This is a genomic window from Frankia torreyi (genome assembly GCF_000948395.1).
Taxonomy (GTDB): Bacteria; Actinomycetota; Actinomycetes; order Frankiales; family Frankiaceae; genus Frankia; species Frankia torreyi.
Genome location: NZ_JYFN01000015.1, coordinates 1 through 21,569, shown reverse-complemented (window position 1 = coordinate 21,569; position 21,569 = coordinate 1). Strand labels below are relative to the sequence as shown.

The following is a 21,569-nucleotide window of genomic DNA, read 5'->3' as shown; positions in this document are numbered from 1 at the left end:
CCGCTAGCGGCACATCCCGGTCATGTGCGTCTTGCCCGATAATTACCACACGCACCATCCGAGGGTGGGTCCCGGTTGGACACCGTCCGCGCGGCGGACGTTTGACGTACAGCAAAGCATAGACGGACGCCCACCGTCACCTATTCTCTAAACCGCCGTGACTTCGCCCCAGAATCCGGATTAATCACCCTCGAATTGACCGAGGATGGCGAATTGCGGCGCGGGCCACGGCCGCCGGCCTGGGACCGTGCCCCGAGGGCTGGTCGGAGAATTCGCGACCTGACGGGTTCGCGACCTGACGGGTTCGCGACCTGACGGGTTCGCGACCTGACGGGTTCGCGACCTGACGTCGCGGTCAGGAGTGGTCGAGGCGGTCGCCGCTGGGCGCGAAGAAGGTGAGCGCCGATGTCGGAGCCCGGAGCACCACGGGGGCACCGGGGGTCAGGACGAGGGCGGCGTTCACGCGGACGGCGAGCACGCCGGCGCCCGTGCGGACGTGGACGGTCCGCTCCGCCCCGAGCCGCTCGGAGACGACGACCTCGCCCGACAGCCGCAGCTCAGCGGAACCGCCCGCCCCGCCCGCCCCGCCGAAGCGGCCGGGTTGCCCAGGGACGTCGACAACGTCGACAATGTCGACAACGTCGAGGGCGTCGAGGGCGTCGAGGGTGAAGTGCTCGGGCCGGACTCCGAAAGCCGCCGCGCCCGCGGGCGCCGGCACGTCGAAGCCGTCGGCGCGCAGGCGGCCGCCATGCCAGTGGCCGTCCCAGACGTTCATCGGCGGGCTGCCGACGAAGGCGGCGACGAAGCGGGTGGCGGGCCGGTCGTAGATCTCGTCGGGGGTGCCGATCTGCTGCAGGCGGCCCTCGCCGAGGACAGCGACGCGATCCCCCACGGCCATCGCCTCAGCCTGGTCATGGGTGACGAACAGCGCGGTGGTGCCCAGGCTGCGCAGCAGGCCGACGATCTCGACCCGCAGTTCGACCCGGAGCTGGGCGTCGAGGCCGGACATGGGCTCGTCGAGGAGGATGACGCGCGCCCGGGTGGCCAGCGCCCGGCCGATCGCGACCCGTTGGCGCTGGCCACCGGACATCTGCGCGGGGCGGCGGCCGGCGAGGTCGGCGATGCCGAGCATGGCGAGCGTTTCCCGGGCCCGCGCCACGGCGGCCGACCTCGACAGGCCGCGGCCGTGGCGCAGCGCGAGCGTCAGGTTGTCCAGGGCGGACTTGTGCGGGTAGAGCGCGAAGTGCTGGAAGACCATGGAGACATCCCGGCGGTGCGGCGGGAGGCCGAGCTGGCTGGTCCCGTCGAAGCGCAGGTCGCCGGTGGTCGGCTCGTCCAGCCCGGCGCAGATCCGCAGCAGCGTCGACTTCCCCGAGCCGGACGGCCCGAGCAGCGCGACGATCTCCCCGGGCGCGACCGTGAGCGAGACCTCGTGCAGCGCGTGCACGGAGCCGAACGAGCGGCTGATGCGGTCGAACTCGATCGGTACGCCGGTAACCATCCCGAGCGGGGGAACGGGCCGGGCGGGCGCCGGGGCGCTCACCGGGTCAGCTCCACGGCCTCGGCCTGCGCCGCGGCGAGCGTCTTCGCCGGGTCCTCGCCCTTGAAGATGCGCACCACCTGGTCGGACAGCGCGGTCGGCAGCTCGGCGCCGCGGGCCCCGCCCCACACCGGCGCCTTGACCAGCGAACCGGTGAGCGCGAGGAACGGCTTGAGCTGCGGGTAGGTGTCGTAGAACGAGCCGAGCTGGCTGGTGGCCTGGGTATCGACCGGGATGTAGCTGAGCGCCTCGGTGCTCGCCTCGACGACATCCGGGGACAGCAGGGAGACGACCAGCTCGGTCGCCATCTCCCGCTGGCACCGGTCGGTGGCCAGGACGGTCAGCGCGTTCCCGCCGGCGATCGGGTGCTGGCTACCGCCGGGCAGGGTCGGGAACGGGATGGCACCGGCCCGGAAGCCCTTCGCCCCCTGCCCGGCGATGAACTTCAGCCCGCCGGCGACGGAGGCGACTGACACGACCGTCATCGCGGTCTGCTGACGGATGCCGAAGCGAAGCAGTCCCCCCTGGGTCGGGTCGGCGGACTGCGGGCCGTAGGTGCCGACCTTCGCCAGGAAGGCCGCGGCCTCGCGCGCCGCCGGGGTGGTCAACGCCGGGCGGCCGGCCGCGTCCTGGATCGGGGTGCCCTTGGAACTGGCCAGCGTGTTGAGGATCCACTGCCCGAACTGCTGGCCGGTCGACAGGTCGATCGGCTGGACGTTCTGCCCGGAGGCCTTGATCTTGTCCGCGGCGGCGAGCACCCCGGCGGTGGTGGTGAGGGTGGCGGGGTCGACGCCGGCCTTGGTCAGGACGTCGAGGTTGTAGACCAGGGCGAGCGAGGAGACCTGCTGCGGGATCCCGATCTGCTTGCCGCCGACGGTGCCGAGGCCGAGCAGGCGCTGGTCGTAGGAGGCGCGCAGCAGCCGCGGGGAGAGCTCCTGGGCGCCGAGCTCGCGAGCGAAGACCGGCAGCAGGTCGAAGCCTGCGACCGCGACGTCGACGGACCGGCCCGCCGACCGGTCGGCGCTGATCTGCTGGACGAGCGCGGTGTAGTCGGGAGCGGTGGTGTTCAGGTCCACGGTGAGGCCGGGATGGGCCTTCTCCATGTACGCCTTACCGGACTTCGCCACGTCGTTGAGGGTGCCGACCGCGGCCATCCGCAGGGTCTTCACCTTGGCGGCGCATTCCGGGGACGCCGTCGCGCCGGCCACGTTGTCGACGCCGGCGGCGGCGGAACGCGCGGTCGGACGCAGGCTTTCGGCCGGGTTCGCCGGGCCGGAGTCACCGCCTCCGCCGCATGCCGTCAACGTGAGCATGGTGACCGCCACGGTCAGGGGCAGCAGGCGGCGGATGCGGATCACGCGATGTTCCTCTCAGGCACCGGCGCCCGTGCCGGTGATCCCGGCGGCGAGGCGGCGTTGGGCGACGACGAAGACGGCCAGTGACGGCAGACTGATGATCAGCGCCGCGGCGGCGAGCTCGGCGAAATCGGGGATGATCGCCGAGGAGTCCGTCATCAGGCGGGCGAGGGCGAGCGGCGGGGTGGCGATGCCGGGTGACCGGGCGACCAGCAGCGGCCACAGGTACTCGTTGTAGGAGAGCAGGAAGCTGAACACGGACACCGAGGCGATCGCCGGCGCAGCGAGCGGCACGATGATCGAGCGTAGCGTCCGCCAGGTGCCCAACCCGTCCATCCGCGCGGCGTCGAGGACCGAGGCGGGAATGGTGCTCATGTACTGGCGGAGCATGAAAATCATGCCGGCGTGGGTCATGAACGGCAGCACCAGGCCGACGCGGGTGTCGGCGAAGCCCAGCGCGGAGATCGTCACGTAGTTCGGCACGGCGGTGACCTGAGCGGGCACCAACAGCGTGACCAGCACCACGGCGAACAGGGCGGTACGACCGCGGAAGCGCAGGCAGGCGAAGGCGTAGGCGGCGGGGACGGCCGTGGCGAGCTGGAGCGCGAGGATCGCGAGGCTGACCGCGATCCCCGTGAGCAGCGCGGGTCCGAGGTCGCCGGCGTGCCAGGCCTGGTTGAACGAGTGGAACTGCACACGCGACGGGATGGGGTTGGAGTCCAGCGCGAGGGCGGTCTGCGAAGGTCCGATCGCGGTCCGCAGCATCCAGACGAACGGCAGGACCGCGACCACGATTCCGACGGTGAGCAGGGCGAGGCGCGCGAGGGTCGCGGCGCCCGGCAGCCGACGGCGCGGGCGCGCCGCGCGGGCCGCCGTCGGCGAGGGGGCGGCCGGGCCGCGGCGACCAGCCGGCGCGGGCGGGCCGGCCGGCGTGGGTGGGCGGGATGCGCCGATCGGGGCGTCGCTGTTGGTCCCGGCGCTCACGCGGCGGCCTCCCGGGCCCGCCGGATACGCCGCCCGAGCAGCGCTCCGCCGGCGCCGAGCGCCACGATGACGGCGAGCAGCAACAGAGCGATCATCGAGGCATATCCGATGCGGAACGATCCGGTGAAACCGACCTCGTAAATGTAGTAAATGATGGTGGTGCTCGAGTTCAGGGGGCCGCCCTTGGTGAGGACGGCGACCGTCTCGAAGGTCTGCAGCGTCAGGATCGTCACGAAGACGCCCAGGAAGACCGTGGTGGGCGCCAGCAGCGGCAGGGTGATGTGGCGCAGTCGGGCGAACCCGCGGATGCCGTCGACGTCGGCCGCCTCATAGACCGAACGCGGAATGGCGGTCAGGCCGGCCAGGTAGACGATGAACACGAAGCTGGTCAACCGCCAGCCGCCGACGAGGGCGACCACCGGCAGAGCGGTCGAGGTGTCGCCGAGCCAGTCGACCGGCGCCACCCCGAACAGCCCGACCACCGTGTTCGCGAACCCGTCGGGACTGCTGTCGAACATGTACGCGAACACCACCGCCATCGCGACGATGTTCGCGCTGACCGGCAGGAACAACGCGAAGCGCACCAGGGCGCGGCCGTGGGCCACCCGCTCCGCGGCCAGCGCCAGCGCCAGCCCGATCGCAACGGCGGGGATGACCGTGATGAGGCAGTAGACGAGGGTGTTGCGCACGGCCCCGCCGAGGTCGGAGTCGGAGAAGGCGGTGCGGGCGTTCGCCGTGCCCACCCAGCCGAAATGCGGGCCGGTCAGCGTCTTGTCGGTCCCCGCGATGAAGGCCGAGACCAGGGCGGGCCCGAGGACGAACACGCCCAGCCCGACGAAGGCGGGCGCCAACAACGCACCGACTCGCCAGCCCACCCGGCCGCCACCCACCCCGGTCATCCACCTGCCCCGGTCATCCACGCACCGCGCATCCTCCATGCACCGCACTCATCACGGTTACGCATCTTGGCCCCACCCATGGCGGGATGCCTAGACCGGGGTCGGACCACCAAATGAACAACCGGTGCCTTCCTGTGACCCTCCGGCCTGTGACCCTCCGGCCTGTGACCCTCCGGGCGGCGAGCCGCCGGCCGGAGCCGCGGACGGCCGGCCGGCGGGCGTGTGGACCGATGCCACCAGCGGGCATCGGCGGTCCGCGGGCCGGATCCCGGCGCGCCGCGCCGGTGCGGGCACCGATTCATGGTGTCCGGATACGTGGCGGCCGTCCCCTCCGCGGCCGACGCCTGCAAGAATGACAGGAAACGTCAGTCGATCTTCGGGAACACGATGAGTGACCGCAGCGAATCCGGCCAAGCGTCCCCCTGGGGGCGCGTCGCCGACGACGGCACCGTCTTCGTTCGCACGGCGAGCGGTGAGCGCGCCGTCGGATCGTGGCGGGCCGGAAGTCCCAGCGAGGGCCTGGCCCACTTCGAGCGCCGTTACGACGATCTGAGTGCCGAGGTCGTGCTGTTGGAACGGCGGCTGACCCTCAGCGGGGTCGATCCGGGCGGGATCGCCGGCAGCGCCCGCCGGCTGCTCGACTCCCTCGACTCCGCCGCCGTCGTCGGTGATCTCGATGCCCTGCGCGCCCGGCTCGAGACCGTCCTCGCGGGCACCGAGGAACGGCGCACCGTGCTCGCCGCCGAGCGGGCCGAGCGGACCGCCCGGATCGCCGCAGCCAAGGAGGAGCTGGTCGCCGAGGCCGAAAGGCTCGGCCGCAGCTCGGAGTGGAAGACCGCCGGCGAGCGGTTCCGCACCCTCGCCGAGGAGTTTCGGGCCGTCGGCTCCCTCGACAAGCGCACCGACTCGGCGCTGTGGCGGCGCATCACCGGAGCCCGCGAGGAGTTCACCCGCCGGCGCACCGCGCACTTCGCCGCCCTGGACACCCAGCGGGCCCGTTCACGGGAGCGGAAGGAGGCGATCATCGCCGAGGCGGAGGCGCTGGTCGACTCCTCCGACTGGGTCGGCACGACCGCCCGCTACCGGGCCCTGCTCGCCGACTGGAAGGCGGCGGGGCGGGCGGCCAAGGACGTCGACGACGCGCTGTGGAGCCGGTTCCGCGAGGTGCAGGACGTCTTCTTCAGCCGGCGCAACGCCGCGAACGCCGAGCGGGACGCGGAGCTGCGGGACAACCAGGTCCAGAAGGAGAAGCTGCTGGCCGAGGCGACCGCGCTCGACCCGGCAGACACCGAGCGCTCGCTGCGGCGCCTGCGCGAGCTGCAGGACCGGTGGGACGAGATCGGCCGGGTTCCCCGCGAATCGGCCGGCACGCTCGAACGCCAGATGGCGGCGATCGGCGACAAGCTGCGCGAGGCCGCGGACGCCCGGTGGGCGCAACGTTCCATCGCCGCCTCGCCCTTCGTGACCAGGCTGCGAGAGTCCGTCGCCAAGCTGGAGGTCAAACTCGCCCGCGCCCAGGCCGCCGGGCGCACCAAGGAGATCGCCGAGACCGAGGCTGCGCTGGCCACCCAGCGCGCGTGGCTGGCCCAGGCCGAGAACTGACCGCCCCGGACCATCCCAGGCCTGAGGCGGTCGCGGCGGTCGCGGGCGATCGCCGCCCGTCCACCGATCGCCCGCCCGGGCCGGCGGATATCCGGCGCCCTCCGGACGGAGCGCCCCCAAGGTGCTAACTCGCGCGCTTGCCAGAGTTAGCACTCGGACGTATCGTCGATCGTGTTGACGTTGCGTTGTGCCGGGCTCCCCGTCCCGGTGGCCGAGCGCCGATCACCGTCGGCGGCGTCCTCGGTGCGGGGTGCCCGCAGCGGTCGGGCACGGCCCGACCCGTCCGTCGAAGGAGGCGTGTGACCCGGTGGCGGCCCTGAATGTGCGCGATCTCGGCGATTTCATCCGGGATCAGCGGCGCGCCGCGCAGATCTCCCTTCGTCAACTCGCCAAGCAGGCGGGGGTGAGCAACCCTTACCTCAGCCAGATCGAGCGAGGTCTGCGCCGACCGTCCGCGGAGATTCTCCAGCAGATCGCCAAGGCACTGCGCATCTCCGCCGAGGTGCTCTACGTCCAGGCCGGAATTCTGGAGGAACGGCACGGCGGCGAGGACGTCATGGCGGCGATCCTCGCGGACGATTCCCTTTCCGAGCGGCAGAAGCAGGTGGTGCTCGACATCTACGAGGCGTTCTGCACGGAGAACGCCGTCGCCGCCCGAGCCGGCGCGGCGGCCGGCGGCCCCGCCGTGGGCGGCACCGGCGTGGATGACGGCACCGGTGCGGATGACGGCACCGGCGTGGGTGCGAGTGCCGGCGGCGAAGCGGGCGGCGCGGCCGTTGCAGGCGGCGACACCGCCGGCGGTGCGCGGGTGACCGCGGCGGCGAAGACCCGCCCCGCGGGTACCGCCCGCCGGCGGCCCACCAGTCGTCGCGCCGCTGCCGAGGCGGCGCAGGACGCTCCGGGCGCGGCGGTGCCGGCCGACGACGCGGCGGCGCAACCCGTCGCCCCGGAAGCGCCGAAGCGCCGTAGCCCCAAGCGGGCGACGACGGCCACCCGCGGCGGCTCGGAGGGGACCCGGCGGACCAGGTCGGCCGGCGGCACCTCGCCGACCGCAGCCACCGCCCGCTCCCGTCGCCGCACCACCGCCCCGCCAGATGCCCCCGGCTCCGACACCACCCCCGGCTCCGACACCACTCCCGGTCCCGACACCACCACTGGTCCCGACGCCCGCACCGGCTCGGCCACCACCAGCGGCTCGAACGGCACCACCGGTTCGAACGCCACCCCGAGGCCGGGCACGGCTGGGTCCGCCGGCGGGGCCGGCGCCTGACCTGCCCCTGGGCGTCCGCCCCGCAGCCGGAGGGGAGCGCCACACCGGCACCGGTCTGCCCGGCCGCGACCAGACCGGCTGATCCGGCGCCACGACACCACGACACCACGACGCCACGTCGACCGCACCGCCCTGACCCGACAGCCGCCACCGGAGCGCACCCGGAGCGACGGCCGAAACCCCAGGAATCATCTACACGACAACAACAGATCCTCGACCCGAGGGAGACACCATGCCAACCACGCGCACGACATCCCGCACCGCGAGCCGCCCGGCCAACCGGTCCGCCGCCCGCCCCAGCGCCCGCGCCACCGCCCAGACCCGCGGCGACGAGGCCGAGGTGAAGGCCGAGATCAGGGTTCCGCTGGCGGAGGTCCGCAAGCCGATCTACGCCTCGGTGGGGGCCGCCGACCTCGCCGTCGCGAAGCTGCTCGCCCTGCCCACGACGACGAGCAGCGAGGTGCGCCGGCTCTCCGACCGGGTCGGGTCGCTGCCCGTGCAGGCCGCCCGGGTCCCCACCCAGGTGGGAACCGCGGTTCGCGCGCTGCCGGCCACCGTGACCTCCCAGATCTCGGACCTGCAGGACCGCGCCACCCAGCTCTACAACACCTTCGCGTCGCGCGGGGAACGCCGGGTGGCGAGCATCCGGCGCAGCCCGTCCACCGCGGAGGCCGAGCACCGCACGAGGACCGCGGTCAGCCAGACCCGCGCGGCGCGCACGTCGACCCGCCGGGCGGCAGAGGCGGTCGGCCGCGCGGTGGTCGACGCCGCTCCAGAGAAGTAACGCAGAGTAAACCAGCACGCATCGGATCCACTATGGACGATCACCGGTGTGCACAGGTCGACCGCCGCCCGCGGACCTGGTGTCCGCGGGCGGCACTCCGATGTGTTGTATTGAGTACATGCGCTATCGCCCGCTGGGATCGTCCGGACTGCTCGTGTCAGTCGTCGGTCTGGGATGCAACAATTTCGGCTCACGCGTCGACCTGGCCGGCACCCGCGCGGTCGTCGATGCCGCGCTCGACGCCGGGATCACTTTCTTCGACACCGCCGACACCTACGGGAACAAGGGTGGTTCGGAGACTCTGCTCGGGCACGTTCTGCGGGGCCGCCGTGATGACGTCGTTCTTGCCACGAAATTCGGCAGCGACATGGGCGGCATGTACGGCCAGGACTTCAGCGCCCGGGCATCGCGGCGGTACATCCGCAAGGCCGTCGAGGGTTCCCTGAGCCGGCTGCAGACGGACTACATCGACCTGTACCAGCTCCACAAGCTGGATGCCTTCACCCCGATCGAGGAGACTCTCGAGGCGCTCGACGAGATCCTCAAGGAGGGCAAGGTCCGCTACATCGGCGCCTGCAACCTCGACGCCTGGCAGGTCGCGGACGCCGAGTGGACCGCGCGGGCCTCCGGCGCCACCCGGTTCATCTCCGCCCAGAACCATTACAGCCTGCTCGAGCGCGGCGTCGAGGCGGAACTGGTGCCGGCCACGCTGAAGTACGGCATCGGCGTCATCCCCTACTTCCCGCTTGCAAACGGGCTACTCACCGGCAAGTACCAGCGCGACGAGGCGCCGGCGCCCGGGACCCGGCTCGCCGGGCGGCAGGACGAGCTGACCGACGAGGTCTTCGACCGCGTCGACGTGCTGGAGACCTTCGCTCGGGAGCGGGACCGTTCCCTGCTCGACGTGGCGATCGGCGGACTGGCCGCGCAGCCCGGCGTCGCCTCGGTCATCGCCGGCGCGACGAGCGCGGTCCAGGTTCGGGCGAACGCCGCGGCCGGCCAGTGGCAGCCCCGCCCGGACGACCTCGCGGTGCTCGACAAGATCGCGCCGACTCGCCGCCCCGCCGGTTCCTGACGCCCGAGACTGCGGCGGGCGGCCACCGCGCCCGCCGCGACCGGCCCGCAGGTGGCGGCGGCCGTCGGCCCGGCCAGGTCAAGCCGCCGTCGGCGCGGCCTGGCCCGGTTGCGGGGGCCGTCAGGCGGGCACGGGCCGGCGGCCCAGGGCCCGGACCAGCCGGCGTTGCCGCTCCGGGGGCAGGGTCGTCATGATGACGACCGGATGGTAGGGGCGCAGCACGTCAGTGACCTCGTCGGCCGCCGAGCGGCGCACCAGGGCGAAGATTGCGGCTCGTCCCGGCTGCAGGTACCCGGCGATGCGCCGGACCAGATCATCGTCCACGCCCGGCCCGCTGAGCCGGCTGGCGAGCGCCCCGGCGCCCGCCCCGATGCCGAGGCCGACGAACGGGGCGAGGAACACCGTTCCGATCNCCCCTCCGCACAGGGCCCCGCCGAGAGCGGCGGTCCGGGCCGGGTTGGCCACGCGGCGGATCGTGACGTGGCCGCGCTCATCCCGCCAGACCAACGTGCCGTCGGCCAGGTCAAGCCGCTTGTCCCGGCGTAGTCGGCGGCCGAGTGACCAGGCCTGCCGCGCCTGCTCCACGCTGTCGAACCCGAGAACCACGAGCTGCTCCGCCATCGCCGCCGTCCCTTCCAGCCTTCCGGCTTCCTCTCCTGTCCTGAGCCCGGCCCGCTGCGAGACCGGACATCCTCCATCGGATCGCAGTCCCCGTCCACCCGCAAACGCGCCACTCCGTGCGGGCCCCTCCGATCCCTTGCCGGGCGGATCCAGCGATGCTCCCATGGCGTGCCCTCCCCCACGGGAGGGCACCCGGAGGGGAGGGCACGCCGTCGCGCCCGGCGGCCACCGGCACGATTCCGCCGGGGGACGGGCATACCGGGTTCCGCGTCGGGGAGACTCGGCCGCATGGTGCACGTGACCCTGCAGCAGGGCGACATCACGCTCGTCGAGGCCGACGCGATCGTCAACGCCGCCAACAGCGGACTGCTCGGCGGTGGGGGCGTCGACGGCGCGATCCACGCCGCCGGCGGCCCGGAGATCCGTGCCGCCTGCGAGCGGCTGCGCGCGACCTGTCTGCCGCGGGGGCTGCCGACCGGTGAGGCGGTGGCAACGCCGGCGGGCCGGCTGGCCGCCCGGCACGTCATCCACGTCGTCGGCCCGGTATACGACCCGGCCGAGGACCGCTCCGCGCTGCTGCGGTCCGCCTACACGCGGGCGCTGGCGGTCGCCGACGAGCTCGGCGCGGCCAGTGTCGCCTTTCCCGCCGTCAGCGCCGGGGTGTACGGCTGGCCGTTGGACGACGCCGCCCGCCTGGCGGTGACCGCCGTCCTCACGGCCGACACCCGGGTCGCGCAGGCGCGCTTCGTGCTGTTCGACGATCGGGCGTACCGCGCGTTCAGCGCGGCGCTGGCGGCGGCCAGTCGACGGTGAGCTCGCCCAGCCGCCAGCGCCGGGCGTCTCCGCGCACCGGCCAGCCCTGCGCCCGTAGCTCGCCCGCTGCGGCGATCCAGCGCTGCCGGGGCGAGAACACCGCCCGTGGCGCGGCCCGTTCCCAGGCCCGATCGAGCGCCGTAAGCAGGCGGTGGACGTCGTGACCGGGCACGTTGTGTTCGATCAGCGCCTTGGGTAGCCGCTCGGCGAGCTCGGAGGGGCGGCCGAGGCTCGGCAGGTGGGCCGAGAGCGTCAGGGTCGGCCGGGCGGCGACCCGCCCGGCGGCGAGCCAGCCGGGCGGGCTCCCCGGGGCCGGCAGGCAGAACCAGCAGGCCCGCCGGCCGATCTCGTCGCAGGTCCCCTCGACGAGCAGGCCGCCGGGGGCCAGCCGCGCCGTCATCGTCGCCCAGGCGTCGGCGACGGCCGGTTCGGGGTACTGACGTAGCACGTTCAGGGCGCGGACCACGACGGGACGCGTCGCCGCGGGTGGCAGCTCGAACCCGCCGCGGGCGAAGGTCAGGCCGGGCGGCCGGGCGGCACCGGCCGCGGCTGCCACTCGCTGCGAGTCGAGTTCGAGGCCGACGACGCGCACCCGCGGGCAGGCCGTCCGCAGCCGCCGGTGGAGTTCGACGGTGGTGACCGGCGAGGCGCCGAAGCCGAGATCGACGACAAGCGGGTCCGCGCTGCCCCGCAGCAGGGGGCCGGCGGCGTCGAGCAGCCAGCGGTCGACCCGCCGCAGCCGGTTCGGCGCCGTGGTACCCCGGGTGGGTACCCCGAGGGCGCGGGCCCGGCCGGCCGCGAGGCGCGGGGCGCGGCTGGGATTCGACACCCGACCAGCCTCGCAGATCGGCCGTTCCGGTCGGGTCGGGCACCCGGCCCGACCGCCGACGTCGTCGCCTCCCGGCGCCGCAGCGGTGACCCGGACCGCGGTCGACCGCCCGGTCGGGCCGGCGCCCGGGGCGCGTCGCCGCGTCTGTTTCCTTACAGCTTTGTGACCGCCGGCCCGGCGGCCTCGCCGCGTGCACCCCTGTGACCTGCAATAACAGCGTCTTTTGCCACCTGTCGCGGGCGGCGGGGCGGGGGGGCGACCAGTTGACCGGACAACGGGGCGGGTAGAACGGTGGTTGTCGTGTCGGTCCTGTGCAGGGTTGGTCGTGCCGGGCAGGCGACCCAGACGGATGGATGCGGAGGTGCCCGGTGCGGTTGATCAGGAGCAGTGCCGCGGCCCGCGCCGAGCCAGACCGGGGCGCCCGGCCCCGGCGCGTGGCGATGCTGTCCATGCACACCTCGCCGATGGAGCAGCCGGGCACGGGGGACGCCGGCGGGCTGAACGTCTACGTGGTGGAGCTCTCGCGGCAGCTCGCGGCGCTCGGCGTCGAGGTCGAGGTGTTCACCCGAGCGGTGAGCAGCAAGCTGCCGACCTCGGCGGAGCTGGCCCCGGGTGTGACGGTGCGTCACGTCGACGCCGGGCCGTTCGAGGAGGTCCACCGCGAGGACCTGCCGGCCTGGCTGTGCGCGTTCACCGCGGACGTGCTGCGCGCGGAGGCGGGGCACGAGCCGGGCTACTTCGACGTCATCCATTCGCACTACTGGCTGTCCGGCCAGGTCGCCCTCGCGGTCGCCCGGCGATGGGGCGTGCCGTTCGTGCACACCTCCCACACCCTGGCGAAGATCAAGAACGGCGCGCTGGCCGTCGGGGACCGCCCCGAGCCGCCCGGCCGGCTGCTGGGCGAGCAGGAGGTCATCGCCGGCTCCACCCGGCTGATCGCCTCCACCGCGGACGAGCGCGGCCATCTCATCGACCTCTACGGCGCCGCCCCCGACCGGGTCGACGTCGTCGCGCCGGGCGTCGACCTGGAGATCTTCCGGCCGGGCGACGCGGCGCAGTCGCGGGCGCGCCTCGGCCTCGACCCGGACGGCGACCTGCTGCTGTTCGTCGGCCGGATCCAGCCGCTCAAGGCGCCGGACCTGCTGCTGCACGCCGCCGCCGAGCTGCTGCGCCGCGATCCGACCCGCCGTTCGAGGCTGACCGTCGCCGTCGTCGGCGGCCCCAGCGGCTCGGGGCTGGAGCAGCCGGACGCCCTGGTCAAACTCGCCGCGGACCTGGGGATCTCCGATCTCGTCCGGTTCCAGCCGCCGGCACCACAGCACGAGCTGGCCCACTGGTACCGGGCCGCCACCGCCGTGGTGGTCCCCAGTCACAGCGAGAGCTTCGGCCTCGTCGCGTTGGAGGCCCAGGCCTGCGGCACGCCGGTGGTCGCCGCCGCGGTCGGCGGCCTGCGCACCGCCGTCGCCGACGGGGTCTCCGGCCTGCTCGTCGCCGGCCGTGACCCGGCCCGCTACGCCGACACGCTGGACCGGCTGCTGCGCCAGCCACACTGGCGCAGCCGCCTGTCCGCCGGCGCGGTCGGCCGGGCGGCCGGCTTCGGCTGGTCGGCCACCGCCCGCGGGGTGCTGCGCAGCTACCGGCACGCGCTGAGCCCCGCCGCCGTCGCGGTGTGAACCGTCGAGCCGGGTGGGAGGATCTCCACCTGATCCGGATCCGGCATCGTCACAGTTGCAAGCGGGGAGGTCTGGAGCCATGACGGCACCCATCGACACGGCGGAGCGCGAGCGACTCGACGGCCTGATCGCCGACACCCTGGCCGACCTCGACCTCGCCTACGAGCGCATCGCCGCGGGCTCGTACCTGGTCACCCTGGAGGGCGAGCACAAGCTGCGCACGATGACCTGGCTCGTCGTGCAGGACCACACCCTGCTGGTCGAGGCGTTCTTCATGCGCGCCCCGGCGGAGAACGCAGCGGGCACCTACGCCTTCCTGCTCGGCCGCAACGCGAAGACCTACGGCGTGCACTTCTCCATCGACCGGGTCGGCGACATCTTCCTGACCGGGCAGATCCCGCTGCTCGCGGTCACGGCGGAGGAGATCGACCGGATCCTCGGCTGCGTCGGCACCTACGCCGACGACAACTTCGACCCGGCGATCGCCCTCGGATTCGCCACGGCGATCGAGCGGGAGAAGGCGTGGCGGGCCAAGCTCGCCGCCGACGCCGGCAACGCCGCGAAGCCCGGCTGACCGGCTGACCGATCCGGCTGACCGATCCGGCTGAGCGGTCAGTCCGTGACGCGGTGCAGGCGCGCCGACAGGTGCGACTGCAACGGCTTGCCCTCGGCCTCCATGTCGATCGCGTAGGCCAGGTCTCCACCCTCGACGATCCCGTAGAGCCGCACCGAGCGGGTGACGTCGCGGGCGGTCGCCGTGCGGATCAGCACGTTGTGGTCGAGGTCGACGCGGGTTCCCGCCACCGTGCCGACGTAGATCTCCGCGATGCCGAACGGGTGCGCCAGCGTCACCTCGACGACCGTCCCGCCGTCCTCGCCGGGCTGGACGCGCCAGAAGCCGGTCTCGGTGGCCAGCGGGCTGCCGGGCTCCCGGCCGTCGCGCGGCTCGTCCGCCCACCAGGTGTGGGAGACGTAGCCCAGCGCCGGGCGGCCGTCGGCGGCGAAGGTGATCTCCTGGCCGTAGTGAAAGCCCTCGAGGTCCTCGTAGCCGCCCACGCCCTCGCCGCGCCAGGTGCCGACGAGGAAGGCCAGCGGCAGCAGGCTGGGATGCAGATCGGCGGGCCCGGTCCCCCCGGTCCCGGTCGTGGACCGCGGCCGCCCGGCGGCCGACCGGCCCCGGGCGCTCAGCGCTGCCCCTCGTACAGCTTGTAGACCACGTAGCCGGAGAACCAGGCGATCAGGACGGACATCGCCACCAGGAGCCCGGTGAAGAAGTAGTGCAGCACGCTGCGCAGCCTAACCCCGCGCCGGGCGGCCAGGGTCGGGCGGTCGGGGGGCGGGCTGCGCGACGGCACGCCGGCGATCGCCGGGGATGGGGCAGACTGGGTCGATGACCCGTCCCCTCGTCGTCAAGGTCACCGCTGGGATGGACGCGCCGGAGCGCTGCTCACAGGCGTTCACGGTAGCGGCCGTCGCCGTCGCCGCCGGGGCGGACGTCTCGGTCTGGCTCACCGGCGAATCCGCCTGGTTCGCGCTGCCCGGGCGGGCGGCGGAGTTCGAGCTGCCGCATGCCGCGCCGCTGCCGGACCTTCTCGCCGGCATCCTCGCCGGCGGCCGGGTCACCGTGTGCACCCAGTGCGCCGCCCGGCGCTCGTTCGGCCCGGACGACGTCATCCCCGGCATCCGCATCGCCGGCGCGGCCGCGTTCGTCGACGAGGTGCTCGCCGACGGGGTCCAGGCGCTCGTCTACTAAGGCCGACAAGCCGTTACAGAAGGCCGGGAAGCCGTTGCAGAAGCCACCGCAGGCGCAACAACAGACCACGAACAGGACACGCCGAAACGCACATCGTCGGCCATCGCATGCGCTTTCATGATCGCATGATGGCAGACTCCGACATACTCTTCGCGGTGGTCCTGTTCGCGGCCGCCGGGCAGCGCACCGTCCGCCGGATCATCGCACCGTTCCCCGACCGGGGCTCCGCGGTCGCGTTCGCCCGCGACAACGGCCTGCGCTGCTTCTCGGTGGGCCCGATGCACTTCGCGGTGCCGACGACGGTGCCGCCCGGCGCGGACCTGCCGGGCGGTCCCCGCCCGCTGCTGCCCACCGCCGTCCACGCGGGCACGGAGCGCGGCGACTCCGCAGCCTAGTGCTACAGCCGCACCACTCATCCGCCGGGATCCGTAGCCAGGGACCTACTCTGCATCAGGAAGAAGGGGACAGCGGAAACTGCCCGCTGTCCCCTCCACCGCTCTACCGCGTCAACCGCGCCGTCTCCAGCGACGACCGTCAGGCCGCGACCTCGACCTGCGTGTCGACCGGCTCGCCCTGGCGGGCGACGACCTTCTGCTCGCCGCTCGCGCCGGGCACGAGCGCCCGCACGGTCCACTGCCCCGGCCGCGCGAAGAAGCGGAACTGGCCGGTCGCGGACAGCGGAACCTCGGCGGTGAAGTCGCCACCCTCGTCGAGCAGCCGGGCGTAGCCGGTCGAGACCGGCTCGCCACCCTGCACCACGACGCCCTGGATCACGGTCTCCTTGGCCACGTCAATTCCCTCCACCGACGGTCCACCGCGGGTCGCGCCGCACATGTCTCACGCACCCTTCTCGATCGGCACGCCCACCAGCGAGCCGTACTCGGTCCACGACCCGTCATAGTTCTTCACGTTCGGCAGGTCGAGCAACTCGTGCAGGGCGAACCAGGTGTGCGCCGAACGCTCGCCGATGCGGCAGTAGGCGATGATGTCCTGCGAGAGATCGACGCCGGCCTCGCCGTAGAGCTTGGTCAGCTCGTCGTTGCTCCGGAAGGTGCCGTCCTCGTTCGCGGTCTTCGCCCAGGGGATGTTCTTTGCGGTGGGAATATGACCGGCCCGCTGGGACTGCTCCTGCGGCAGGTGCGCCGGCGCGAGCAGCTTGCCGGAGAACTCGTCGGGGGAACGGACGTCGACGAGCGCCTTCTCGCCGATCGCGGCGACGACCTCCTCGCGGAACGCGCGGATGTCGGTGCGCGCCTCCTTGGCGGTGTAGGTCGTCGCCGGCCGCGGGGTGACCTCGGCGGTCAGTTCACGGCCGTCGAGCTCCCACTTCTTGCGGCCGCCGTCGAGCAGCCGGACATCCGCGTGACCGTACAGGCTGAGGTACCAGTAGGCGTAGGCCGCGAACCAGTTGTTGTTGCCGCCGTAGAGGACGACGGTGTCACCGTTCGCGATACCCTTGCTGGACAGCAGCTTCTCGAACTGCTCCTTGTTGACGAAGTCCCGGATGACCGGGTCCTGCAGCTCGGACTTCCAGTCAAGCCGCACGGCACCCGGAATGTGCCCCTTGTCGTAGGCGGAGACGTCCTCGTCGACCTCGACCAGAACAACCTTGGGGTCGTCACGGTTCGCCTCGACCCACGCGGCGTCGACCAATGCCTTCTCGCGGCTCATGCGCGCGCTCCTCTTACGGTGATGGAACGGAAGAACAGATACAGCTGGCACCCGAGACAGAATTCGAACGCCGCGTTGAGGAAGGCCGCTATGAAGGCGGCCGCGGCGGCGACGAAACCGAGGACGGTGATGCCCGAGAGGAACCCCGCGACCCCCACGGCGCCGAAGATCGCACCGACGAGCTGGGCGAACCGGGGCGGAGCAGCGTCCTCGGTCGTCGCGGGCGGCCCCAGCCGCGGCCGGATCAACGCCCGGAACAGCAGGCCGTAAGGGGCGTACCGCACGCCGGCCACCGCCCCCACGGCGAACACCACGGTCTGCGCGAGCAACAGCCATCCGCTGCCCGTCACCAGCACCACGGCGAGCACGACCGAGGTGACGGCGGCGGTGAACCGCAGGCCACGAGGATCCACCACGAGACTTTCTCCTGACTGCCGGCTCGAGCTACCCGGTCGGATGCGGAGCGACGCGTCGGGGAAACCGATCACATCAGGGGCGTCAACCCGCGATCAGGAAAGACGACACAGGCAGCTACCCACGCGGCACAGGTCGACCGCGCGGCGCTTCACGAGCTGCGTCCGGAACATGGTTCGTGCCACGGTAGCAGCGAAAGTCACGTCTGTGTTAACTCGCTGGCGGCGGTTCCGAAGAATCACCATCTGCCCGTTTAGTCCCATCCGCGGGGACGATCTGCGCCAGGGTCGCGAACACCGCCTGCCGCGTCGGAGGTGCGCCGCTGGCCCGCCTGACCTCACGGCCGGAGGCGTCGACGATGAGCACCGTGGGCGTCCGCCGGACGGCAAGCCGGCGGACGAGATCGAGGTGCGCCTCGGCGTCCACCTCGACGTGGCGCACCCCGGGCACCAGCGCGGCGACCCCGGCCAGCACCTGTCGCGTCGACCGGCACGGCGCGCAGAACGCCGTGGAGAACTGCAGCAGCGTCGCCCGCTCCCCCAGCGCCTCGCCGAGGGCGGCGAGCTCCGCCCGCAGCCCACCGTCAGGATCCGCCGCCGCCCGGGAGGAGCCGTCGGCTCCGAACGATTCAGCCACGGCCACGACCGGCCCGCCGCCCGCGGCGACCGGCCGCTCTCGGGACGGGCGGAACCGCCCGTCCCGCACGCGCATCACCGTACCCAGCGCCACCGCCACCACGACGGCCCCAACCAGTACCCAGACTCCCGTCACAGCTCCTACAGCATCCCGGCGGCACCCGCTCTTCCCGGGCCGGCACCCCTTCCCGGGCCGTCGCCCCGTTCCGGGCCGGAGACCCTCCCCAGGCTGGCACCATCTGGCGCGTCAGCGGCCCGCGGTGGCGGCGTCGGCGTCGAGCACGACGCCGCGACCGCCGGCGGCGAAGGCGATGCGATCGCCCGCGACCGTCGCCGAGGTCAGCCGCATGTTGAACGGCAGACCGGCGACCGGCACGTGCACCGTGAGCAGCTCGGTGGCGGCCTGGCGCAGCGCGGGCGGCAGGATCGCGCCGACCGATGCGGCCAGCTCGCGGGGGGTGAACGTGACCGCGGCGGGCTGGACCCCGATGTCCGCCGTCCCGGACACGGGGTAGGCGGTCCCCAGGACCTGCACCGATCCCGCGACCCGGATCGCCTGCCCGTCCGGGGTGACGGTGATGGCCGAGCCCTGGCTGCGCAGGTAGGCGTTGACGTCGGCGAACGTCAGCTCCACCCGGGCGGCGAGCCGGTCCACCGGTATCCGCCGCACGTCGCCGCGGACGACGTCGGCGAGGGGGACCCGCACACCCGCGAGGTCCGCGTGCACCCGGTCCACGCGGACGTCCTGCTCGACGCGACCGCGCACGTCCACCCGCACGTCCCGGTAGCTCCCGGCGACGACCTGGGTGAGGAACGGGAAACCGCCGAGCGACACCGTGGGACGCGACGGCAGGTGCTCGGCCCGCTGCGCCTGCGTGGCGATCTGGCCGGCGACGACCCGCGCGGCGACCCGATCCACGACGACGAGCACGATCAGCAGGACGACCACGACCACGGCCGTGATGCGCAGGCCTCGGCCGCTCATCCGGGCAGGTGCCGTCCGACCAGGTAGACCAGCGGCGCCGCGCACGCCAGCGGCAGGATCGCGGCGAGCAGGACATCCGCCGCCACCCGACCCGCCGCCGCGTCCACCTCGTCTGCGGACGAGCCGGCCTCGCGGGCGCGGGCGAGCACCAGATCGACCAGCGCGGCGACGGCGGCTCCCGACGCGGCCGTCGCGAGCGCGGCGTTCAGCGTCAGGTCGTCGGGTCCCAGCGCACCGAGGATCGCGCCCGCCGCCACCGCGACCGCCACACCCAGCAGATCGGCCGGCACCGTCGCCAGGCCGGTCCAGCCGAGCAGCCGAGCGGCCACGACGGCGCTGCCCGCACCCAGCAGACCGGCGATCACCAGCAGATCGGCCGGATGATGTGCGCCGTGCCCCGCCCGCAGCGCGAGGTACCCCGCGAACAGGGCGACGAGGATGATCCCGCTCAGCGCGGTGGCCAGTTCGGCGCTCACCCGGGCCGCGGGAGCCGGCGGCGCGACGGTGTCCGGACGGCCCGCCGGGTCCGCCTCGCCGCCGGCGCGCCCCGCGGCCGGGGCGCGCAGCGTCAGGGCCCGTCGCAGACCAAGCTGGTAGAGCACCACGACCGCGACAGCGACCCCGATGACACCGGCGACGGAACCGTAGGCGTGCCGGTCGGAGACCAGCAGGACGACGTCGGCGAGCACCGCCCCCGCCGCGACCAGCGGGATCGTGCCCGGGGAGGCACGCAGCGCGCGGCCCCAGGCCCACGCGAACGCGACCTGCTCGACGGCCAGGACGGCCGCCAGCACCCACGTGGCCAGCGCCGCCGCGCCGACGGCCAGGCCCATCGCGACCAGCGCGGCGAGGGGCGCGCCGAGCAGCACCCGCCGGGGCGGGGCGACGACCGGTAGGGCCGTCTGTCCCGACAGCACGCCGCGGGACAGCCCGGGTTCGCCAGCGCTCACGCCGACATGCTGCCATGCCCCGCCCGCGGGCCTGGCGCCGCACCGGCCGCGGGCCAGGTCACGCGGGCGGCGGGCGGCGGCGGCGCCGGTGCTCAACCGCCGGCGAACGGCGGCAGGGCCTCCACGACCGCCCCGTCGCGCAGGACGACCCCGGCCGGGTCGCGCCGACCCACGGGCTGGTCGTCCACCAGGTACGAGCAGCGCCGCAACAGCGCGGGCAGGTCACCCCCGTGGCGGGCCGCGACGGTCGTGAACAGCGCCGCCAACGTGTCCGCCTCGATCGTCTCCTCGCGCACCCCTGCCACGTCGCGGGCGGCGGCCCAGTACCGGACGGTGACCCGCGCGGCCGGCACGCCCGGCGCACCCGGCGTGGGCGGCCTTGGGTCGGGGGCCGCCGTCACCGGCTCTGCACCACCGCGCCGCCGCGGTGCGCCGAGGCGGCCGTCTCCCCCGGCCCGCCGGGGCCGGCTGTCGCCAGGCTCGCCAGGCTCGTGCCGATGCGGTCGAGCAGGCCCGGAGAGAGCCCGGCCTCGGCATGGCCGAACTCGGGTACCAGCCACATCTGGGCCGACTCTCCGGCGGCCGCCGCGAGCGCGCGCGGATGCTCCAGGGTGAAATACCGGTCACGATGCCCGTGAACGATCAGTAAAGGCATCGGCGCAATGGTGCCGACGATCTCGACCGGAGCGGCGGGAATTGGCACGAAAGCGCGGGGGTCGATACGGACTCGTAACGCACCTCGTGCCACCATCCGGCCAGTGGCATGCTCGGCGAGCCAGTGGATCCGCCGCATCGGCGCGGTGTCGCGGACGAACCATCTGCTGGTGGCGCTCACACTGACAACCGCANCCGGGGGATGACGCAGGCGCAGTTCGTGACTCAGCGTACCGTTTTTGGACAATCCGGCATGACGGAGGACCGCCGCCCCGCCCATCGACCATCCCATGGTGATAACGCGCTGGTAGCCGAGCCGGCGAGCCTCGCCGACGCCGGCATCGACGTCGAAGATCTCACGATCACCAAACGTACATGATCCACTGGAACGACCATGCCCCCGCAGGTCCATGACCAGCACTCCGGCATATTTTCGTAACCCGGCTGCCACATGCCGTAACGCTGGATGCGCCATCGAACAGGAGAAGCCATGAGCGATCACAACCGCCAGGTCCCGCGACTCTCCGTGCACAACCCCGCTTCTTTGATCATGGTTCGTGGCCAGAATCTCAGAATCAGCGGTAGGCAGTAGCCCGTAGACGGTAGGAGCCGAGTAGGACACTCCGCTATCCTCCCCACATACCGGCCTTCGTTTCATGCCCATGACGGTCGTGAGACGCCCAGGGCCGGGCATCGAGTTACTCACCGGGTCGACGCTCAATACCAGGAACTTTAGGTTCGGATCAGGACTGTGACCACGGTGGGCGGCGGTCCTGCGAGGTGCTTGTCGATCGGCTTCTTGGCGGGGAACGGGGTGCGTTTGGTGCGTCGGACGACGCGGGGGTGGGAGCGGAGCCGTTTCGGTAGGACGTGTTCGGCGATCTCAGCGGTCACCGCGGCCAGGATCCGGGCCGTCCGGCGGAGGGGGGAAAAGCGCCCGGCGCACGACTTGGCGGCGGACGACTTTGACGGTGTGGGTGAAGGAGAGCCGGTCGGGGTCGATCCCTTCGACCAGCGCGGTGTCGTGGATCAGTTTCCGTAACGCCCGGTGCAGCAGCAGGA

The 21,569-nt window shown here is 73.1% G+C and carries 26 protein-coding genes and 2 pseudogenes; 9 read left to right on the top strand and 19 right to left on the bottom strand.

Going from position 1 to position 21,569, the window contains the following annotated elements; translation table 11 throughout:
- Positions 1 to 355: 355 nt before the first annotated feature.
- The 4 genes from FF36_RS11655 to FF36_RS11640 are packed head-to-tail and all read right to left on the bottom strand — an operon-like array spanning position 356 to position 4,778.
- On the bottom strand, positions 356 to 1,543 hold the full coding sequence (locus FF36_RS11655; RefSeq protein WP_082121847.1) for an ABC transporter ATP-binding protein: 1,188 nt from the start codon (positions 1,541 to 1,543) through the stop codon (positions 356 to 358).
- Positions 1,540 to 2,898, bottom strand: a complete 1,359-nt coding sequence (locus tag FF36_RS11650; protein WP_044885066.1) for an extracellular solute-binding protein — start codon at positions 2,896 to 2,898, stop codon at positions 1,540 to 1,542. The genes FF36_RS11655 and FF36_RS11650 overlap by 4 nt, the downstream gene beginning before the upstream one ends.
- 12 nt (positions 2,899 to 2,910) lie before the next feature.
- Positions 2,911 to 3,879, bottom strand: a complete 969-nt coding sequence (locus FF36_RS11645) for a carbohydrate ABC transporter permease (RefSeq protein WP_044885065.1) — start codon at positions 3,877 to 3,879, stop codon at positions 2,911 to 2,913.
- Complete coding sequence (locus FF36_RS11640) at positions 3,876 to 4,778, bottom strand: carbohydrate ABC transporter permease (RefSeq protein ID WP_044885064.1); 903 nt, start codon at positions 4,776 to 4,778, stop codon at positions 3,876 to 3,878. Before FF36_RS11640 ends, FF36_RS11645 begins: the two co-directional genes overlap by 4 nt.
- A gap of 387 nt (positions 4,779 to 5,165) precedes the next feature.
- On the opposite strand from FF36_RS11640, the gene FF36_RS11635 reads away from it, so the two are divergent.
- From FF36_RS11635 to FF36_RS11620, 4 genes are all read left to right on the top strand, one after another.
- A complete protein-coding gene (locus tag FF36_RS11635) occupies positions 5,166 to 6,380 on the top strand; it encodes a DUF349 domain-containing protein (protein ID WP_236705522.1) in 1,215 nt (404 codons plus the stop codon).
- A 307-nt stretch (positions 6,381 to 6,687) separates the two neighbouring features.
- A complete protein-coding gene (locus FF36_RS11630) occupies positions 6,688 to 7,650 on the top strand; it encodes a helix-turn-helix domain-containing protein (RefSeq protein WP_044885062.1) in 963 nt (320 codons plus the stop codon).
- Positions 7,651 to 7,882: 232 nt separating this feature from the next.
- A complete protein-coding gene (locus FF36_RS11625) occupies positions 7,883 to 8,434 on the top strand; it encodes a hypothetical protein (RefSeq protein ID WP_044885061.1) in 552 nt (183 codons plus the stop codon).
- A 118-nt stretch (positions 8,435 to 8,552) separates the two neighbouring features.
- On the top strand, positions 8,553 to 9,509 hold the full coding sequence (locus tag FF36_RS11620) for an aldo/keto reductase (protein WP_082121846.1): 957 nt from the start codon (positions 8,553 to 8,555) through the stop codon (positions 9,507 to 9,509).
- Positions 9,510 to 9,629: 120 nt separating this feature from the next.
- Here the strand turns inward: FF36_RS11620 and FF36_RS37715 are convergent, their stop codons facing one another.
- The gene (locus tag FF36_RS37715; protein WP_242422451.1) at positions 9,630 to 9,911 is read right to left on the bottom strand and encodes a DUF1269 domain-containing protein; all 282 of its coding nucleotides are present in this window, start codon (positions 9,909 to 9,911) and stop codon (positions 9,630 to 9,632) included.
- A gap of 507 nt (positions 9,912 to 10,418) precedes the next feature.
- Between FF36_RS37715 and FF36_RS11610 the strand changes: the two genes are divergently transcribed.
- Positions 10,419 to 10,943 carry an O-acetyl-ADP-ribose deacetylase gene (locus FF36_RS11610; protein WP_044885059.1) on the top strand — a complete coding sequence of 175 codons (525 nt, stop codon included), beginning with the start codon at positions 10,419 to 10,421 and terminating at the stop codon, positions 10,941 to 10,943.
- Here FF36_RS11610 and FF36_RS11605 read toward each other — a convergent pair.
- The gene (locus FF36_RS11605) at positions 10,909 to 11,772 is read right to left on the bottom strand and encodes a hypothetical protein (RefSeq protein WP_044885058.1); all 864 of its coding nucleotides are present in this window, start codon (positions 11,770 to 11,772) and stop codon (positions 10,909 to 10,911) included. The genes FF36_RS11610 and FF36_RS11605 overlap by 35 nt on opposite strands.
- A 368-nt stretch (positions 11,773 to 12,140) precedes the next feature.
- On the opposite strand from FF36_RS11605, the gene mshA reads away from it, so the two are divergent.
- Together mshA and FF36_RS11595 are read left to right on the top strand one after the other, a co-directional pair.
- A complete protein-coding gene (gene mshA, locus FF36_RS11600) occupies positions 12,141 to 13,445 on the top strand; it encodes a D-inositol-3-phosphate glycosyltransferase (protein ID WP_044885057.1) in 1,305 nt (434 codons plus the stop codon).
- Between the two features lie 79 nt (positions 13,446 to 13,524).
- Complete coding sequence (locus FF36_RS11595) at positions 13,525 to 14,019, top strand: type III secretion system chaperone family protein (protein WP_044885056.1); 495 nt, start codon at positions 13,525 to 13,527, stop codon at positions 14,017 to 14,019.
- A 38-nt stretch (positions 14,020 to 14,057) separates the two neighbouring features.
- On the opposite strand, the gene FF36_RS11590 is transcribed toward FF36_RS11595, so the two are convergent.
- Both FF36_RS11590 and FF36_RS35410 read right to left on the bottom strand, forming a co-directional pair.
- Positions 14,058 to 14,633, bottom strand: coding sequence for a nitrobindin family protein (locus FF36_RS11590; RefSeq protein WP_044885055.1), 576 nt, complete (start codon positions 14,631 to 14,633; stop codon positions 14,058 to 14,060).
- Positions 14,630 to 14,800, bottom strand: a complete 171-nt coding sequence (locus FF36_RS35410; protein ID WP_157866934.1) for a hypothetical protein — start codon at positions 14,798 to 14,800, stop codon at positions 14,630 to 14,632. Before FF36_RS35410 ends, FF36_RS11590 begins: the two co-directional genes overlap by 4 nt.
- Before the next feature lie 35 nt (positions 14,801 to 14,835).
- Here FF36_RS35410 and FF36_RS11585 point away from each other — a divergent pair, with 35 nt between their 5' ends.
- Both FF36_RS11585 and FF36_RS11580 read left to right on the top strand, forming a co-directional pair.
- The gene (locus FF36_RS11585) at positions 14,836 to 15,198 is read left to right on the top strand and encodes a DsrE family protein (protein WP_044885054.1); all 363 of its coding nucleotides are present in this window, start codon (positions 14,836 to 14,838) and stop codon (positions 15,196 to 15,198) included.
- A gap of 128 nt (positions 15,199 to 15,326) precedes the next feature.
- Positions 15,327 to 15,593: a hypothetical protein gene (locus tag FF36_RS11580; RefSeq protein WP_313949784.1), complete on the top strand. Its 267-nt coding sequence runs from the start codon at positions 15,327 to 15,329 to the stop codon at positions 15,591 to 15,593.
- A gap of 139 nt (positions 15,594 to 15,732) precedes the next feature.
- Here FF36_RS11580 and FF36_RS11575 read toward each other — a convergent pair whose 3' ends face one another.
- The 11 genes and pseudogenes from FF36_RS11575 to FF36_RS34115 form a co-directional block, all read right to left on the bottom strand.
- Entirely contained in the window at positions 15,733 to 16,032 is a 300-nt protein-coding gene (locus tag FF36_RS11575) for a DUF1416 domain-containing protein (protein WP_044885052.1), read from the bottom strand.
- A 3-nt stretch (positions 16,033 to 16,035) separates the two neighbouring features.
- A complete protein-coding gene (locus FF36_RS11570) occupies positions 16,036 to 16,869 on the bottom strand; it encodes a sulfurtransferase (RefSeq protein WP_044885051.1) in 834 nt (277 codons plus the stop codon).
- The gene (locus tag FF36_RS11565; protein ID WP_044885050.1) at positions 16,866 to 17,285 is read right to left on the bottom strand and encodes a DUF4395 domain-containing protein; all 420 of its coding nucleotides are present in this window, start codon (positions 17,283 to 17,285) and stop codon (positions 16,866 to 16,868) included. The genes FF36_RS11570 and FF36_RS11565 overlap by 4 nt, the downstream gene beginning before the upstream one ends.
- 93 nt (positions 17,286 to 17,378) lie before the next feature.
- On the bottom strand, positions 17,379 to 17,456 hold the full coding sequence (locus tag FF36_RS40760) for a putative leader peptide (protein ID WP_374216036.1): 78 nt from the start codon (positions 17,454 to 17,456) through the stop codon (positions 17,379 to 17,381).
- A 37-nt stretch (positions 17,457 to 17,493) separates the two neighbouring features.
- Positions 17,494 to 18,054, bottom strand: coding sequence for a thioredoxin family protein (locus tag FF36_RS11560; RefSeq protein ID WP_044885049.1), 561 nt, complete (start codon positions 18,052 to 18,054; stop codon positions 17,494 to 17,496).
- A 111-nt stretch (positions 18,055 to 18,165) separates the two neighbouring features.
- Positions 18,166 to 18,903, bottom strand: a complete 738-nt coding sequence (locus FF36_RS11555) for an LmeA family phospholipid-binding protein (protein WP_044885048.1) — start codon at positions 18,901 to 18,903, stop codon at positions 18,166 to 18,168.
- The gene (locus tag FF36_RS11550) at positions 18,900 to 19,853 is read right to left on the bottom strand and encodes a hypothetical protein (protein ID WP_242422442.1); all 954 of its coding nucleotides are present in this window, start codon (positions 19,851 to 19,853) and stop codon (positions 18,900 to 18,902) included. Before FF36_RS11550 ends, FF36_RS11555 begins: the two co-directional genes overlap by 4 nt.
- A gap of 92 nt (positions 19,854 to 19,945) precedes the next feature.
- Positions 19,946 to 20,254, bottom strand: a complete 309-nt coding sequence (locus FF36_RS11545) for a MoaD/ThiS family protein (RefSeq protein WP_220386576.1) — start codon at positions 20,252 to 20,254, stop codon at positions 19,946 to 19,948.
- Positions 20,251 to 20,701: pseudogene (locus FF36_RS37710) on the bottom strand (alpha/beta hydrolase family protein); the annotation flags it as partial. The gene FF36_RS11545 and the pseudogene FF36_RS37710, both read right to left, overlap by 4 nt.
- Before the next feature lies 1 nt (position 20,702).
- Positions 20,703 to 20,982: alpha/beta fold hydrolase (locus FF36_RS37705; protein ID WP_479686783.1), on the bottom strand; the 280-nt coding region annotated here is incomplete at its 3' end.
- 408 nt (positions 20,983 to 21,390) lie between these two features.
- Positions 21,391 to 21,569: pseudogene (locus tag FF36_RS34115) on the bottom strand (IS4 family transposase); the annotation flags it as partial.

Bases quoted from the DNA above. Each gene is read 5' to 3' on its own strand.
- FF36_RS11570 (WP_044885051.1), bottom strand. From the start codon at position 16,869: ATGAGCCGCGAGAAGGCATTGGTCGACGCCGCGTGGGTCGAGGCGAAC.
- FF36_RS11575 (WP_044885052.1), bottom strand. From the start codon at position 16,032: ATGTGCGGCGCGACCCGCGGTGGACCGTCGGTGGAGGGAATTGACGTG.
- FF36_RS11610 (WP_044885059.1), top strand. From the start codon at position 10,419: ATGGTGCACGTGACCCTGCAGCAGGGCGACATCACGCTCGTCGAGGCC.
- FF36_RS11595 (WP_044885056.1), top strand. From the start codon at position 13,525: ATGACGGCACCCATCGACACGGCGGAGCGCGAGCGACTCGACGGCCTG.
- FF36_RS11625 (WP_044885061.1), top strand. From the start codon at position 7,883: ATGCCAACCACGCGCACGACATCCCGCACCGCGAGCCGCCCGGCCAAC.
- FF36_RS11580 (WP_313949784.1), top strand. From the start codon at position 15,327: ATGGCAGACTCCGACATACTCTTCGCGGTGGTCCTGTTCGCGGCCGCC.
- FF36_RS11640 (WP_044885064.1), bottom strand. From the start codon at position 4,778: ATGACCGGGGTGGGTGGCGGCCGGGTGGGCTGGCGAGTCGGTGCGTTG.
- FF36_RS11620 (WP_082121846.1), top strand. From the start codon at position 8,553: ATGCGCTATCGCCCGCTGGGATCGTCCGGACTGCTCGTGTCAGTCGTC.
- FF36_RS11635 (WP_236705522.1), top strand. From the start codon at position 5,166: ATGAGTGACCGCAGCGAATCCGGCCAAGCGTCCCCCTGGGGGCGCGTC.
- FF36_RS11585 (WP_044885054.1), top strand. From the start codon at position 14,836: ATGACCCGTCCCCTCGTCGTCAAGGTCACCGCTGGGATGGACGCGCCG.
- FF36_RS11555 (WP_044885048.1), bottom strand. From the start codon at position 18,903: ATGAGCGGCCGAGGCCTGCGCATCACGGCCGTGGTCGTGGTCGTCCTG.
- FF36_RS40760 (WP_374216036.1), bottom strand. From the start codon at position 17,456: ATGTTCCGGACGCAGCTCGTGAAGCGCCGCGCGGTCGACCTGTGCCGC.